The organism is Plasticicumulans acidivorans, assembly GCF_003182095.1.
GTDB lineage: Bacteria > Pseudomonadota > Gammaproteobacteria > Competibacterales > Competibacteraceae > Plasticicumulans > Plasticicumulans acidivorans.
Window position 1 is genome coordinate 205,238 of the sequence record NZ_QGTJ01000001.1, and the last position, 14,608, is coordinate 219,845.

Annotated in this window: 12 protein-coding genes and 1 riboswitch; of the genes, 8 read left to right on the top strand and 4 right to left on the bottom strand. The window is 69.3% G+C overall.

The features are described from left to right. Positions 1 to 26: 26 nt before the first annotated feature. On the bottom strand, positions 27 to 1,136 hold the full coding sequence (locus C7443_RS00870; RefSeq protein WP_110016686.1) for a putative urea ABC transporter substrate-binding protein: 1,110 nt from the start codon (positions 1,134 to 1,136) through the stop codon (positions 27 to 29). 56 nt (positions 1,137 to 1,192) lie between these two features. After that, positions 1,193 to 1,307: riboswitch (guanidine-I (ykkC/yxkD leader) on the bottom strand. Positions 1,308 to 1,650: 343 nt separating this feature from the next. Here C7443_RS00870 and C7443_RS00875 point away from each other — a divergent pair. After that, on the top strand, positions 1,651 to 2,862 hold the full coding sequence (locus tag C7443_RS00875) for an EAL and HDOD domain-containing protein (protein WP_110016687.1): 1,212 nt from the start codon (positions 1,651 to 1,653) through the stop codon (positions 2,860 to 2,862). Positions 2,863 to 2,884: 22 nt separating this feature from the next. On the opposite strand, the gene C7443_RS00880 is transcribed toward C7443_RS00875, so the two are convergent. Then, positions 2,885 to 3,511: a TetR/AcrR family transcriptional regulator gene (locus C7443_RS00880; protein WP_110016688.1), complete on the bottom strand. Its 627-nt coding sequence runs from the start codon at positions 3,509 to 3,511 to the stop codon at positions 2,885 to 2,887. 100 nt (positions 3,512 to 3,611) lie between these two features. On the opposite strand from C7443_RS00880, the gene C7443_RS00885 reads away from it, so the two are divergent. The 7 genes from C7443_RS00885 to C7443_RS00915 all read left to right on the top strand — a co-directional run bounded on the left by C7443_RS00885 (position 3,612) and on the right by C7443_RS00915 (position 13,111). Then, positions 3,612 to 4,751, top strand: coding sequence for an efflux RND transporter periplasmic adaptor subunit (locus tag C7443_RS00885; protein ID WP_110016689.1), 1,140 nt, complete (start codon positions 3,612 to 3,614; stop codon positions 4,749 to 4,751). A gap of 12 nt (positions 4,752 to 4,763) precedes the next feature. Then, positions 4,764 to 7,919, top strand: coding sequence for an efflux RND transporter permease subunit (locus tag C7443_RS00890; protein WP_110016690.1), 3,156 nt, complete (start codon positions 4,764 to 4,766; stop codon positions 7,917 to 7,919). Between the two features lie 86 nt (positions 7,920 to 8,005). Next, on the top strand, positions 8,006 to 9,508 hold the full coding sequence (locus C7443_RS00895) for an efflux transporter outer membrane subunit (RefSeq protein ID WP_110016691.1): 1,503 nt from the start codon (positions 8,006 to 8,008) through the stop codon (positions 9,506 to 9,508). Positions 9,509 to 9,510: 2 nt separating this feature from the next. After that, entirely contained in the window at positions 9,511 to 10,353 is an 843-nt protein-coding gene (locus C7443_RS00900; RefSeq protein WP_110016692.1) for a universal stress protein, read from the top strand. A 25-nt stretch (positions 10,354 to 10,378) separates the two neighbouring features. Next, complete coding sequence (locus C7443_RS00905; RefSeq protein WP_170123433.1) at positions 10,379 to 10,996, top strand: TetR family transcriptional regulator; 618 nt, start codon at positions 10,379 to 10,381, stop codon at positions 10,994 to 10,996. Between the two features lie 101 nt (positions 10,997 to 11,097). Beyond that, positions 11,098 to 11,757, top strand: a complete 660-nt coding sequence (locus tag C7443_RS00910; protein ID WP_110016694.1) for a response regulator — start codon at positions 11,098 to 11,100, stop codon at positions 11,755 to 11,757. 4 nt (positions 11,758 to 11,761) lie between these two features. Then, on the top strand, positions 11,762 to 13,111 hold the full coding sequence (locus C7443_RS00915; RefSeq protein WP_110016695.1) for a sensor histidine kinase: 1,350 nt from the start codon (positions 11,762 to 11,764) through the stop codon (positions 13,109 to 13,111). Positions 13,112 to 13,131: 20 nt separating this feature from the next. Here C7443_RS00915 and C7443_RS00920 read toward each other — a convergent pair whose 3' ends face one another. Beyond that, on the bottom strand, positions 13,132 to 13,947 hold the full coding sequence (locus C7443_RS00920) for an SDR family oxidoreductase (RefSeq protein ID WP_110016696.1): 816 nt from the start codon (positions 13,945 to 13,947) through the stop codon (positions 13,132 to 13,134). Further along, a complete protein-coding gene (locus tag C7443_RS00925) occupies positions 13,937 to 14,608 on the bottom strand; it encodes an iron-containing redox enzyme family protein (protein WP_110016697.1) in 672 nt (223 codons plus the stop codon). Before C7443_RS00925 ends, C7443_RS00920 begins: the two co-directional genes overlap by 11 nt.

Consider the following 14,608-nt stretch of genomic DNA (forward strand, 5'->3'; position numbering starts at 1 on the left):
GCGGCGGGCCTCCGGTCGAGCGTGGATCAGAGCTTGCCGTCGGCAGCCAGCGCCATGTAGGTCGGGTCGAAGCGCAGCTTGACGTTGCCGGCGTCGCCAACGGTCTTGCCGCCGGGGAAGCTCATGCCGACGACGTCGGCATTCGCCGCGCCCTCGCCGAGCAGGCCGTGAGCGAAGCTGAAGGCGGCGACGCGGTTCATCGTCGTCGGCAGCGCCGCGCTGTTGGTGAACTCGACCGCATCCTTCGCCGTGTAGAACATGCGCGTGGTCGCCAGCTGCGCGTCATAGCCGGCCAGGTCGGTGCCCGAGGCCTGCGCCATGTGGCTGCGCGCGGCCTTGGCTGCCGCGTCGGTGCCGCTCATCAGCTGCATGACTTCGTACCAGGCGCCGACCAGGGCCTTGCCGAGCGCCGGGTTCTTCTGCAGCGTCGCCGTGTTGACGACCATCATGTCGATGATTTCACCGGGGATCTTCGAGGAGTCGAAGACCTCGCTGGCCTGCGGCGTGGCCTTGACCTCGGCCAGCAGCGGATTCCAGGTGACCACCGCCTCGACCTCGGGCGTGGCCCAGGCGGCAACGATGTCGGCATCGGAGGTGTTGACGGTCTGCAGGTCTTTTTCGCTCAGGCCGACGCTTTCCAGCGCCCGCGCCAGCAGGTAGTGCGACACCGACAGCTCGACCAGATTGACCTTGCGGCCCTTGATGTCGGCGAGCTTGGCGCCCTTGCCCTTGAGCACGACCCCATCATTGCCGTTGGAGAAGTCGCCGACGATCAGCGCGGTGGAATCGACGCCGCCGACCGCCGGGATCGTCAGCGCGTCCATGTTGGTCATCACGCAGCCGTCGAAGGCGCCGGCGGTGTACTGGTTGATCGATTCGACGTAGTCGTTGATCTGCACGACTTCGATCTGGATGCCGTACTTCTTCGCCCATTTGTCGACGATGCCGCTGAACGCGGCGTAGTCCCACGGCATCCAGCCGGCGTAGATGGTCCAGGCGACGCGGAACTTGTTGCCCTCGGCGGCCTGCGCCGGTGCGCTGATCAGGGCACACGCCAGCAGCACGCTGGCCAGCAGGCCGGCACACAGACGGCGGGCGAAGGAAAGCAGGTTTTGCGGGGAACGGGACGGGCTCATGAACCACCTCCGGCGACACGGATGATCGGACTTCGAGCACAGGGAGACCGATGACGATCTCCCGGGCTTTTATCCCTCCGTGTAGCCCTCCGCCGAAGGAAGGCCGACCACTCTCGGACCAGTGATGCATCCGCGTGCTCGACGCGGACCGGAACCCTAGTGATCTAAGCAGTGCAGCTGGCGTGTGGACGCCATCTTTCTCGCTGACTCTGTGCTTATTACATACAAGTAATACGCCAGCATCAAGAAACCCCGGCAGGACGGGCCTGCCGAGGCCGCCGGCCTGCGCGTACCCGCCGTTTTGACAGCTTTTTACGCCCCGCGATGGAGCGCGACGCACCGCATCGGTGCTTTGACTTCTATCACTGCTGCCATACGGCGTTGCGGACTCGATGTGTGCGCACATCACTTCGCGCGCACGGCACGGACGGCTACGCTCGCTGTGTACTCAGGGAACCCGCCACATTGCGTACGGCCTGCCACCCCACGCCGCCCGCCATGGAGGAATCACGCCTTGTCTCATCTCATCGCGCGCAGCCCCATCCATGACGCCCGCCGCCGGGTACTTGCCTACGACCTGCTGTACTGCCCTGCCCCCGAGGTGGCCGGCAACGCCGACACCGAAACCGCCGACCTCGGCGTGGTGATGAGTGCCATCCTGGTGGTCGGCGTCGAGCGCCTGGCCGGCAGCCACTTCGTCTTCATCCCGGTGACGACGGCGCTGCTCGATCTGCCGGAACTGCGTCTGCTGCCGGCCGATCAGGTGGTGCTGACCCTGCCCTGCGACGCCAGTCTCGACGACAGCGTACTGCCGGCGCAGCTCGACGGCCTGCGCCAGGCCGGCTACCGCATCGCCCTCGGCGGCTATCGCGGCGCAGCGCCCGGGCTCGACGCACTGCTGCCGCAGCTCGATTATCTGCGCATCGACGTCGCGGCCATCGCCGTCGAGACGCTCGACGAGGTCGTGCGCGGGCTGCGCGCCCGCGGTTTCTGCGGCCAGCTGCTCGGCGAGGGCGTCGAAACCATTCAGCAGTACATCGCCGCCTTCGCCGCCGGCTGCGCGGCGCTGCAGGGGCCGCATCTGCACCGGCCGCAACCGGTGCCGGGCAGCGCGCTCGGCACCGCTTCGACCGCGGCGATGCAGCTGCTCTCGGCGCTGAACCGGCCGAACGTCTCGATGCGCCAGGTGCGCGAGCGGGTCTCACACGACGTCACGCTGACCTACAAGCTGCTGCGCTACGTCAGCTCGTCGTATTTCGGTCTCGGCGAAGTGCGCTCGGTCGATCACGCGATGGTCTACCTCGGCCTCGAACGCCTGCGCCTGTGGGCGATGCTGATCGCCATGAGCAACACCGGCGAGCACAGCCATGACCTGATCGAATGCGGGCTGGTGCGCGCCTTCATGTGCCGTGAGATCCAGCGCACCAAGGATGAAGGCGACCCGGATACGGCGATGATCGTCGGCCTGCTCTCGGTGCTCGATCTGCTGCTCGATCTGCCGATCGAACGCGCCATCGCCGAGCTGCAGCTCGCGCCGATGATCGTCGAGGCGCTGACCCGCCACGGCGGCCTCTATGGCCGCACGCTGGCCTGGGTGCTGGCCTATGAACACGGCGACTGGGAGGGCGTGCGCGACAGCGGTATGGATGAGCAGGTCTGCCAGGCCTATTTCGATGCGCTGTGCCTGGCCGCCGACGCCATCGCCCGTCTGCGCGCCGGCGGCTGAGGCCGACGACACTGCGCGCGGACTAACGCGGCGGCGCTTCCTCCAACAGAAAACGAATGATCCCGTTGATCAGCCGCGCCGCAGCGTCCAGATCGAAGTCGGGGTCGTTCAGCATGCGCAGCGTCAGGCCGTTGAACATCAGCGCGATCATCTGCAGGCGCATCTGCAGCTCGGCATCGTCGAGCGCTGCCGGGGCACCCACGCGCTGCACCAGCCTGAAGAACTGACCGCCGATCTCCCGTTCGCTGCGCTGCAGGATCTTGCGCACCGCCGGATTGCGCGCCGCTTCGGCGGCCAGTTCGAGCATCAGGCCGGCGTAGGCCGGATCGGTATTGCGCTCGACGATCTCGGCGGTCTGGCGGGTCAGCATGTCGACCAGCCCACCGCCCTCGCGGTCCTGTTCGAGTTTGCGCAGCAGCTCGGCGATGTCGTGCTCCTCGCGCTCGGCGATGGCCTCGACGATCGCCTCCTTGTTGGCGAAGTAGTGATAGATGTGCCCGGGGCTCATGCCGGCGGCCTGCGAGATGCGGGCGATGCTGCTGCCGTGAAAGCCCTCGCGGCGGAAGCACTCGGTCGCCGCTTCCAGCACCTGCTGGCGCCGCAGCTCGCCTTTGTCCGATTCACCGCGAGTCCGGCTGGCTGCACACATATTTTCAAATTCCTCACACGATCACACGGCGCATTATGGACTGGAATTGTAGTACGATCATTCTAGAATGAATGTTCGATCTAATTTGGTCAAAACCGCCATGTCCGCTCGCACACCCCTGCTGAAACCCCTCGCCGGCGCGCTGCTCGCCGTTGCAGCCATCGTCAGCCTCACCTTGTCCGTCAGCCGCGACGGCAGTGCCGACACCGCTCCACCGCAAGGCCCGCCGGAAGTCGGCGTGGTGACGCTGCAGGCGAGCGACGTGCCGCTGTCGACCGAGCTGCCCGGGCGCACCACGGCCTATCTGATCGCCGAGGTGCGCCCGCAGGTCGGCGGCATCCTGCTCAGACGGCTGTTCGAAGAAGGCAGCGACGTCAAAGCCGGGCAGCCGCTCTACCAGATCGACCCGGCGCCCTACCGCGCCACGCTGGCGCGCGCCGAAGCCAGTCTGGAATCGGCGCGGCTGCTGGCCGAGCGCTATGCGCGGCTGATCAAGCAGCAGGCGATCAGCCAGCAGGACAACGACGACGCCCAGTCGCAATACCTGCAGGCCAGGGCCAGCGCCGAGAGTGCGCGCATCGACCTCGGCTACACCCGCATCAGCGCGCCGATCTCCGGGCGCATCGGCCGCTCCTCGGTGACGCAGGGCGCCCTGCTGACCGCCAACCAGGCCACCGCGCTGGCCACGGTGCAGCAGCTCGATCCGATCTATGTCGACATCGTGCAGCCGTCGACGGCGCTGCTGCGCCTGAAGGAAGACCTCGCCAGCGGCCGGCTGCAGCGCAGCGCGGACGGCCGTGCCGAGGTGCATCTGATCCTCGAAAACGGCAAGCCCTACGCCCTCGCCGGCAAGCTGCAGTTCTCCGAGATCAGCGTCGATGAAGGCACCGGCGCGGTGACGCTGCGCGCGGTGTTCCCCAACCCGCAGGGATTGCTGCTGCCGGGCATGTTCGTGCGCGCGCAGCTGCAGGAAGGCGTGCGCAGTCAGGTGCTGCTGGTGCCGCAGCGCGGCGTCACCCGCGACCCGCGCGGCCAGGCCACGGCGCTGGTGGTCGGCGCCGACGACAAGGTCGAGCTGCGCGAGGTGACGGTCGAGCGCAGCGTCGGCCCGCACTGGCTGATCAGCGCCGGGCTCGCCGCCGGTGAGCGGCTGATCGTCGACGGCGTGCAGAACGTACGTCCCGGCATGCCGGTGCACAGCGTGCCCGCCGCCGACACTCCAGCGCCGGCCGCACAGTAAGGAGCCGCCGCCATGTCACGCTTTTTCATCGACCGACCGATCTTCGCCTGGGTCATCGCCATCGTCATCATGCTGGCCGGCGCACTGGCGATCCGCTCGCTGCCGATCAACCAGTATCCCAACATCGCCGCGCCGGCGATCCAGATCAGCGGCAGCTACCCCGGTGCCTCGGCGCAGACGGTGCAGGACACCGTGGTGCAGGTCATCGAGCAGCAGCTCAACGGCCTCGACGGCCTGCGCTACATCAAGTCCGAAAGCAACGCCGACGGCAGCTTCTCGATCACCGTCACCTTCAATCAGGGCACCAACCCCGACATCGCCCAGGTGCAGGTGCAGAACAAGCTGTCGCTGGCCACGCCGCTGATCCCCGAGGAGGTGCAGTCGCAGGGCATCCGCGTCGCCAAGTTCCAGATCAACTTCATGGTGGTGGTCGGCCTGGTCTCCAGCGACGGCAGCATGAGCGGCTACGACCTCGGCGACTACATCGTCTCCAATCTGCAGGACCCGCTGGCGCGCACGCCGGGCGTCGGCGACTTCATGATGATGGGTTCGCAGAACGCCATGCGCGTCTGGCTCGATCCGGCCAGGCTCAACAGCTACAGCCTGACGCCCGCCGATGTCAGCAGCGCGATCCAGACGCAGAACGTGCAGATCTCCTCCGGCCAGCTCGGCGGCCTGCCGACCCGCGGCGGCGTCCAGCTCAACGCCACCGTCGTCGGCAAGACCCGCTTCCAGACCCCGGAGCAGTTCGAGAACATCCTGCTCAAGGTCAACAGCGACGGCTCGCAGGTACGCCTGCGCGACGTCGCCCGTGTCGAACTGGGCGCGCAGACCTTCTCGATCCAGGCCAGCTACAACGGCAACCGGCCGTCCGCGGCGATCGCCCTGCGTCTGGCCACCGGCGCCAACGCGCTGTCGACCATCGAAGCGGTGCGCGCCACGCTCAAGGAGCTGGAGCCGACCTTCCCGCGCGGCCTGCAGATCATCTACCCCTACGACACCGAGCCGGTGATCAGCCAGTCGATCGAGGGCGTGGTGCACACGCTGCTCGAAGCGATCGTGCTGGTGTTCCTGGTGATGTTCCTATTCCTGCAGAACTGGCGCGCCACGCTGATCCCGACGCTGGCGGTGCCGGTGGTGCTGCTCGGCACCTTCGGCGTGATGGCGGCCTTCGGCTTCACCATCAACATCCTGACCATGTTCGGCCTGGTGCTGGCGATCGGCCTGCTGGTTGATGACGCCATCGTCGTCGTCGAGAACGTCGAGCGGCTGATGAGCGAGGAGCGGCTATCGCCGCTGGAGGCGTCGCGCAAGTCGATGGGGCAGATCTCCGGTGCGCTGGTCGGCATCGGCCTGGTGCTGTCGGCGGTGTTCGTGCCGATGGCGTTTTTCGGCGGCTCCACCGGCGTCATCTACCGCCAGTTCTCGATCACCATCGTCTCGGCGATGGCGCTGTCGGTGCTGGTGGCGCTGATTTTCACGCCGGCGCTGTGCGCCACCCTGCTCAAGCCGCTGGCGCACGATCACCACGATAAAGGCGGCTTCTTCGGCGCCTTCAACCGCTGGTTCGAGGCCAGCACGCGCCGCTACCAGGGCGGCGTGGTGCGCCTGCTCGGCGCGCGCAAGCGCGGCATGGCGGCCTTCGTGCTGATCGTGGCGGCCCTGGTGGTGCTGTTCCCGCAGCTGCCGACCTCGTTCCTGCCCGATGAGGACCAGGGCACGATGATGGTGCAGGTGCAGTTGCCGCCGAACAGCAGCACCGAACGCACCCAGCAGGTGCTGTCGCAGGTCGCCGACTATCTGGTCAAGGACGAGGCCGACACCGTCGCATCGGTGATGACCGTCGCCGGCTTCAACTTTGCCGGCCGCGGCCAGAGTTCGGGCATGGCCTTCGTCCAGCTCAAGCCCTGGGCCGAACGCCAGCACAGCGTGTTCGAACTGGTCGGCCGCTCGATGGCCCGCTTCAGCCGGATCAAGGAAGCCATGGTCATCGCCTTCGCGCCGCCGGCGGTGCTGGAGCTGGGCAACGCCACCGGCTTCGACCTGTTCCTCGAAGACCGCAGCGGCGGCGGCCACGAACGGCTGATGCAGGCGCGCAACCAGCTCCTCGGCATGGCCGCGCAGGAGCCGACGCTGCGCATGGTGCGGCCCAACGGCATGAACGACGAGCCGCAGTATCAGGTGCTGATCGACGACGAGAAGGTGCGCGCGCTGGGCCTGAGCCTGGCCGAGGTCAACACCACGATGTCCGCAGCCTGGGGCTCGGCCTACGTCAATGACTTCATCGACAAGGGCCGGGTAAAGAAAGTCTTCATCCAGGGCACCGCGCAGTCGCGCATCGCGCAGGAAGATTTCGACCAATGGTACGTGCGCAACAACGCCGGGCAGATGGTGTCCTTCGCCGCCTTCGCCAGCGGCCGCTGGATCTACGGCTCGCCGCGACTGGAGCGCTACAACGGCACGCCGGCGGTGGAGATTCTCGGTGAGCCGGCCGCCGGCAGGAGTTCCGGCGAAGCGATGGCCACCATCGAACGCCTCGCCGCCCAGCTGCCGCCGGGCATCCGCGTGGCCTGGACCGGGCTGTCCTACGAGGAGCGCCTGGCCGGCGCGCAGGCGCCGGCGCTGTACGCGCTGTCACTGCTGATCGTGTTCCTCTGTCTGGCCGCGCTCTACGAGAGCTGGTCGATTCCGTTCTCGGTGATGCTGGTGGTGCCGCTCGGCGTCATCGGCACGGTAGCCGCCACGCTGCTGCGCCAGCTCGGCAACGACGTGTTCTTCCAGGTCGGCCTGCTGACCACCATCGGTCTGTCGGCGAAGAACGCGATCCTCATCGTCGAGTTCGCCAAGGAGCTGGTCGAGCACCACGGCAAGCCGCTGGCCGAGGCTGCGATCGAAGCCGCACGCCTGCGCCTGCGCCCGATCGTGATGACCTCGCTGGCCTTCACCGTCGGCGTCATCCCGCTGGCGATCGCCAGCGGCGCCAGCTCCGGCAGCAAGCACGCCATCGGCACCGGCGTCATCGGCGGCATGATCACGGCGACGGTGCTGGCGATCTTCTTCGTGCCGCTGTTCTTCGTGGTGGTGGCGGGCCTGTTCGCCAAACGCCCGCAGACACCGGCTGCGGACGCTGAGCAGGCGCGCGCGCTGACGTCGGGAGAACAGCCATGAGCACGTGCCATTGGCCGGTACGCGGTACCCGTGCGCGGGCGCCGCGAGCAGCCACCCCGATTGTTTCCAGCCCGGTGCGAAATCCCATGACGTCCCCGCCTGAACCCGTCCGCCACGGCCACCGGCGCCAGCCGCTGAGCGTGGCACTGCTGCTGGCACTGCTCGCCGGCTGCTCGCTGATGCCGGACTACCAGCGCCCCGCGGCGCCGATTGCCGAGCAGTGGCCGACGCTGCCGGCCAGCGCCAGCGACAGCCGCGCCGCGGTCGACCTGCCCTGGCAGACGCTGTTCAGCGCGCCCAAGCTGCGCCAGCTGGTGCAGCTGGCGCTGGACAACAACCGCGACCTGCGCATCGCCGCGCTCAACATCGAAAAGGCGCGCGCGCAGTACCGCATCCAGCGCGCCGAGCTGATCCCGCAGGTCGGGCTGACGGCGAACGACACGGCGCAGCGCACGCCGGCCTCGCTGTCGACCAGCGGCTCGGCCTACGTCAGCCGCAGCTACAGCCTCGGCGTCGGCATCAGCGCCTACGAGCTCGACCTGTTCGGCCGCCTGCGCAGCCTCAAGGAAGAAGCCCTGCAGAGCTACCTCGCCACCGCTGCGACCCAGCGCGCCACGCACATCAGCCTGATCGCCGAGGTCGCCGGCAGTTACCTGACGCTGGCCGCCGATCAGGATCTGCAGCGCCTCACCCACGACACGCTGCGCAGCCGGCAGAAGTCCTACGCGCTGCAGCTCACGCGCGCGCAGGTCGGCAACGCCTCGCAGCTGGACCTGCGCCAGGCCGAAGGCGAGCTGGAAAGCGCCCGCGCCGACGTGCTCAGCGCCGACAAGCAGGTCGCCCTCGACCGCAACGCGCTGGAGCTGCTGGTCGGCGCCCCCGTGCCGGCCGAGCTGCTGCCCGGCAGCGGTGCGCTGGGCAAGCTGCTCGGTGTGCACGAGATCCCGCCGGGTCTGCCCTCGGACCTGCTGCGCAACCGCCCCGACATCCTCGCCGCCGAGCACACGCTGATCGGCGCCAATGCCGACATCGGCGCCGCGCGGGCGGCCTTCTTCCCCAGCATCAGCCTGACCACCAGCGCCGGGCGCGCCAGCGGTGAGCTGTCGGCGCTGTTCGACCACGGCGGCTCCAGCTGGAGCTTCGTGCCGCAGATCACGCTGCCGATCTTCAGCGCCGGGCGCCTGAGTGCACAGCTGGCAGTGTCCGAGGCCAACCGCGACATCGCCGTCGCCCAGTATGAACAGGCGATCCAGAGCGCCTTCCGCGAGGTCGCCGACGCATTGGCGCAGCGCAGCGTCATCGACGCCCAGCTGAGCGCGCAGCGCCGGCGCACGCAGGCCGCGCAGGCGGCCTTCGATCTGGTGCAGCTGCGCTACGCCAACGGCGTCGCCAGCTACCTGGAAGTGCTCGACGCCCAGCGCACGCTCTACGCCGCCCAGCAGACGCTGATCCAGACCGAACTGGCGCAGCAGAGCAGCCTGGTGACGCTGTACAAGGCGCTCGGCGGCGGCTGGAGCGAGGCGACCGACGGCCAGCTCGCCCACGCCGCGACCGGCACCGGCGGGCCGCGCACGACACCCGGAGCCTGACCATGTCGCATCTGCTCAAAGACATCGCCGTGTTCTTCGACGCCAGCGATGCCGGCCGCCAGATTCTCGACTGCGCCGCGCAGCTGGCCGGCGCCCAGCAGGCACACCTGATCGGCATCTGCGCCGCCAGCCCCGGCGAGCAGCCGCCGCAGGATGCCTACGCCTTCGGCCCGGCGCTGGAAGACGTCGCCGCCCGCCAGCAGAGCGCACGCGACACTCAGCTGCTGCAGGCCGGGCAGGCGCTGGCCATCGCCGCCGCGCGTCACGACATCCACGCTGAATTCCGCGTCATCCCCTACAGCGAAAGCGGCAGTGCCGCCGCGCTGCATGCGCTGTACTGCGATCTGCTGGTGGTCGCCGAGCCGGCGGTCGGCACGCCGCTGAGCTGGTCGACGACGCGGATGCTGCAGACCAGCGGTGTGCCGCTGCTGCGGGTGCCGGCGACCTGGCACAGCGAGACCATCGGCCGCCACATCGTGCTGGCCTGGAACGCCAGCCGCCCGGCGCGGCGCGCAGTCGCCGACGCCCTGCCGCTGCTGGTCACGGCCGCCACGGTCGACCTGCTGCTGATCGATGCCCAGCCGCAGACCGGCCGCTACGGCGATGATCCCGGCGCCGACATGGCCGCCTATCTGGCCCGTCACGGCGTGCATGTGGAACTGCGCAGCATCGCCTCGCACGACCACTCCGTCGCCGAGGCGATCCTCGCCGAAGCCGGCGCCCGCCATGCCGATCTGATCGTTTTCGGTGCCTACAGCCGGCTGCGACTGAGTGAGGCGGTGTTCGGCGGCGTCACCCGCAGCCTGCTCGCCGCCAGTCCGCTGCCGCTGTTCGTTTCCCCCTGAACCGCCGCCACGGCAAGGAGCCTGTGTGGCCCGACGATCCAAACGCGAAGCGCTGGCCACCCGCGCAAGCATTCTCGATGCCGCCGAGTGGTGCTTTCGCACGCAGGGGGTGTCAGCGACCAGCCTGGCGCAGATCGCGGCACGGGCGCAGTGCTCGCGCGGGGCGATCTACTGGCACTTCGCCGAGCCGCTCGACATCCTGCGCGGGGTGCTCGCACGCGGTCAGCCACCGCTGCTGCCGATCCTCGAAACAGTGGCCGATGCACCGCCACCGCTGCTGCCGACGCTGCAGCACAACCTGCTGCAGTGCCTGCGCACCATCGACCAGAACCCGCACATGCGCAGCGTGCTGGAAATCATCGTCTACCGCTGCGACTTCGCCGGCGACCGCGCGCCGATCCTCGACACCTGGCGCGCCGACCTCGAACGCATCCTCGGCCTGTTGCGCCGCATCCTCGAACGCGCCCAGCAGGCCGGCGAGCTGCGCCACGGCCTGAACGCCGCCGGCTGCGCTTCACTGATCGGCTTTGCGCTGCTCGGCGTGCTCGACTGCGCACTGCTGGCGGCGCAGCCGAGTTCGCTGGAACAGGCCGCCCGCGCCCCGCTCGACACCGCCTTCGCCAGCCTCGCCGCGCAACCTTAAGCACGGGATAAGTGGCGGCGAACTACGCTGGACGGCAAGCTGCAGCGATTGCGGCACATCGGCCAGCCGCGACTGGCCGCTCGTCCAGGACCCGGAAAATCATGCGCATCTTGCTGGTGGAAGACGACAGACTGCTCGGCGACGGCATCCGTGCCGGGCTGGCGCTCAACGGTGATCGCGTCGACTGGATCACCGACGGCCGCGCGGCCGGCGCGGCCCTGCAAACCGACCACTTCGACCTGGTCGTGCTCGATATCGGTCTGCCCTACCGCTCCGGGCTGGAGGTGCTGACGCAGATGCGCCACAACGGTAACGACACGCCGGTGCTGATGCTCACCGCGCGCGACACCGTCGCCGATCGCGTCGCCGGCCTCGATGCCGGCGCCGATGACTACCTGAGCAAACCCTTCGACCTCGATGAACTCGGCGCGCGCATCCGTGCGCTGACACGCCGGCGCTGCGGCCGCGCCTCGCCGCTGCTCAGCTGCGGCGACGTCACCCTCGACCCGGCCGCCCACCGCGTCACCAAAGACGGGCTGGACGTCGAACTGTCGCCGCGCGAATACGCGCTGCTGCGCCTGCTGCTCGAAGAAACCGGCAAGGTGCTGTCGCGGCCGCGACTGGAGGACGCCCTCTACGGCTGGGATGGCGAGATCGAAAGCAATGCCATCGAGGTGCACATCCACCACCTGCGACGCAAGCTCGGGGCCGAGCTGATCCGCACGGTGCGCGGTGTCGGCTACACCATTCCCACGGTCTGAGGCGATGCGCTCGATCCGCCGGCGCCTGCTGGTGCTGCTGCTCGGTCTGTTCATCTTCGGCTGGCTGGCGGCGCTGGCCGGCACCTGGCACACCACCGCGCTGCAGCTGTCGCGCACCTTCGACGCCGATCTGATCGACTTCGCCCGCGTGCTGCTCGGCGTGCTCGACACCCGCGACGAGGACAGCGCGCAGAACGCCCGCGAGCTGATCAGCGCCATTAACCAGCGCGCACCGCGCGAGATCGAGCCGCCGGCCTACCGCGTCTGGCTGCACGGCCACGAGCTGGTGGCGGCGCCGGACACGCCGGAACTGCCGCTGCCGGACGGCGACGGCTTCGCGCTGGTGCAGGCCGACGGCGAGGTCTGGCACACCTTTTCGGTCAACGACGAGGATTCCGGCCTGTTGCTGCAGGTCATCGAGCCGGATTCGGTGCGCCGGCAGCTGGTGTTCGAGCTGGCCAGCAGCGCGCTGGCACCGCTGGCGCTGGCGCTGCCGCTGCTCGGGCTGCTGATCTGGCTCGGCATCGGCCGCGGCCTGCAGCCGCTGCACGCACTGGCGCGCCAGGTGGCGCAGCGCTCGCCCGAGCGCCTGGAAGCACTGCCGACGCGCAACGTGCCCGAGGAAGTCGGCGGCCTGGTCACCGAACTCAACCAGCTGCTCGCCCGCCTGCAGGGGGCGCTGCTCGCCGAGCGCCGGCTGACCGCCGACGCCGCCCACGAGATCCGCACGCCGCTGGCCGGCCTGAAGACCCACGTGCAGGTGGCGCGCCGCTCGCCCGACCCGGAAGTGCACGGCCGCGCGCTGGCGCAGGTCGAGCGCAGCGTCGATCGCATCACCGGGCTGATGGAGCAGATCCTGCTGCTCGCCCGCCTCGACGCCAGCACCGCGGAAGCCGGCTTCGAGCGCATCGAGCTGCACCGCCTGGCCACCGAGATCGTCGCCGAACTGGCGCCGCGGGCGCTCGAACAGCAGCTCGACATCGCCCTGGAAGGCCACGCCGCCTGGGTGCAGGGCAACCGCCACGGCCTGCAGCTGCTGATCGGCAATCTGGTGCGCAATGCCATCCGCTACACCCCGGCCGGCGGCAGCATCGAGGTGCGCGTCGAGCAGCACGGCGACAGCGTCAGGCTGTGCGTCGCCGACAACGGCCCCGGCATCCCGCCCGATGAGCGCGAGCACGTGTTCGAGCGCTTCTACCGCGGCCGTGACGTGCAGGCGCCGGGCAACGGTCTCGGCCTGGCGATCGTCGCCCGCATCGCCGAGCTGCACGGGGCGCGACTGTCGATCGACGACGGCCTCGGCGGCGTCGGCACCCGCGTGTGCGTCGAGCTGGCGGTCGCGCCGGCGCGCTGAGACGCCGGCCCGCCACGCCATCAGCGCGGTCCGCGCAGCGGCGGCAGGGCCGTCAGCGGCCGCACCCGCGGATCGCGCAGCTGGCGGGCGATGGCACGGTCGACCAGCCCCGGCAGCAGGCGCTGCACCAGCACGAACAGCCGCTCGGCGCCACGCGGATAGACGCTGTCGGCATCGCGGGCCACGGCATCCCAGACCAGGCTGGCGACGCGCTGCGGCGGATCGAGGCGCATGCCGAGCGGCGCCACCAGTTCGGCGAAGGCGCTCGCCGCCGCCGTCTGCGTCGCCCGCGGCGCCGCGTAGGTGACGCCGATGCCGCTGCTGGCCAGCTCGCGGCGCAGCGCCATCGAAAAACCGCGCAGGCCGAACTTGCTCGCCGAATAAGCCGCGAACAGCGGATAGCCGATGTCGCCGAACACCGATCCGATGTTGACGATGCGCGCCGGCACGCTGCGTTGCAGCAGCGGCAGCAGCTCGCGGCTCAGGGCCATCGGCGCCAGCAGATTGGTCTGCAGCATGCGTTCAAGATCAGCGTCGCTGCAGCGCGCCAGAGCGCCGACGCCGACACTGCCGGCGCAGTTGACCAGCACGTCGAGGCCGCCCCAGCGCTCGCTCAGCGCCTGACGCAATCCCTCGCGCCCGGCCGCGGCGCAGACGTCGCTGGCAATCACCAGCGTTTCCGCCGCGGTCAGCTGACTCGCCGTTTCCTCCAGCGCCTCGCGCCGCCGCCCGGTCAGCGCCAGCCGTGCGCCGCGCGCCGCGGCCTCCAGGGCCAGCGCGCGGCCGATGCCGGAGCCGGCGCCGGTGATCAGTATGCGTTTGCCTTCAAGCTGCATCGCGCAAGTCTCCATGCCGGGCCGCGAGCTCGCGGAAGATGTCGCCGTAGAGGCCGTACATCAGCCGCGCGGTGTCGATGATCAGTGCCTGCGCCGCCGGCTGCTCAATGCCGTCGACCAGCTCGCGGAAGAACGCGGTGTGTTCGACATCCAGCGATCCGTGCGAGCGCAGGTAGGAAAAACCGGCCGCGTCGCCGCCGCCGAGGCGCGCGGCGATGGCGCCGGCGGCCTGCGTCGCCAGCACCACCGACATGCCTTCGAGCACGTGCACCATGCCGAGCAGTGCCCACGGCCCGTGCCAGACGATGGCGTAATGGGCGTAGCCGATCATCAGTTCGCAGGCGCGGCCGGGACGCCCCGCCCGCACCGCCCGGGCGTCACCGCCGAGTGCGGCGATGTCCTGCAGAATCCATTCATCGTGACCGCGCTCCTCGGCCAGATAGTCGAGCAGCGCGCGGCGGTAGCGGGCATCGTCGCTGTGCGCGAGCGCCAGCCCGAGCAGCGGGCAGGTATGGCGCACGTGGTGATAGGCCTCGGCGAGAAAATCCAGGTACAGCGCACGCGAGACACCGTGACGCACGGCGTGCTGCAGGATGGGGATGGCGAGAAAACGCTCGCGCTCGCCGGCGGTTGCGGCGATCAGGCGTTGGTGGAAAGACAT

Excerpts from the sequence above, each read along its gene's own strand:
- C7443_RS00870 (WP_110016686.1), bottom strand. The coding sequence starts at position 1,136 with ATGAGCCCGTCCCGTTCCCCGCAAAACCTGCTTTCCTTCGCCCGCCGT.
- C7443_RS00880 (WP_110016688.1), bottom strand. The coding sequence starts at position 3,511 with ATGTGTGCAGCCAGCCGGACTCGCGGTGAATCGGACAAAGGCGAGCTG.
- C7443_RS00885 (WP_110016689.1), top strand. The coding sequence starts at position 3,612 with ATGTCCGCTCGCACACCCCTGCTGAAACCCCTCGCCGGCGCGCTGCTC.
- C7443_RS00890 (WP_110016690.1), top strand. The coding sequence starts at position 4,764 with ATGTCACGCTTTTTCATCGACCGACCGATCTTCGCCTGGGTCATCGCC.
- C7443_RS00895 (WP_110016691.1), top strand. The coding sequence starts at position 8,006 with ATGACGTCCCCGCCTGAACCCGTCCGCCACGGCCACCGGCGCCAGCCG.
- C7443_RS00900 (WP_110016692.1), top strand. The coding sequence starts at position 9,511 with ATGTCGCATCTGCTCAAAGACATCGCCGTGTTCTTCGACGCCAGCGAT.
- C7443_RS00910 (WP_110016694.1), top strand. The coding sequence starts at position 11,098 with ATGCGCATCTTGCTGGTGGAAGACGACAGACTGCTCGGCGACGGCATC.
- C7443_RS00915 (WP_110016695.1), top strand. The coding sequence starts at position 11,762 with ATGCGCTCGATCCGCCGGCGCCTGCTGGTGCTGCTGCTCGGTCTGTTC.
- C7443_RS00920 (WP_110016696.1), bottom strand. The coding sequence starts at position 13,947 with ATGCAGCTTGAAGGCAAACGCATACTGATCACCGGCGCCGGCTCCGGC.
- C7443_RS00925 (WP_110016697.1), bottom strand. The coding sequence starts at position 14,608 with ATGTCTTTCCACCAACGCCTGATCGCCGCAACCGCCGGCGAGCGCGAG.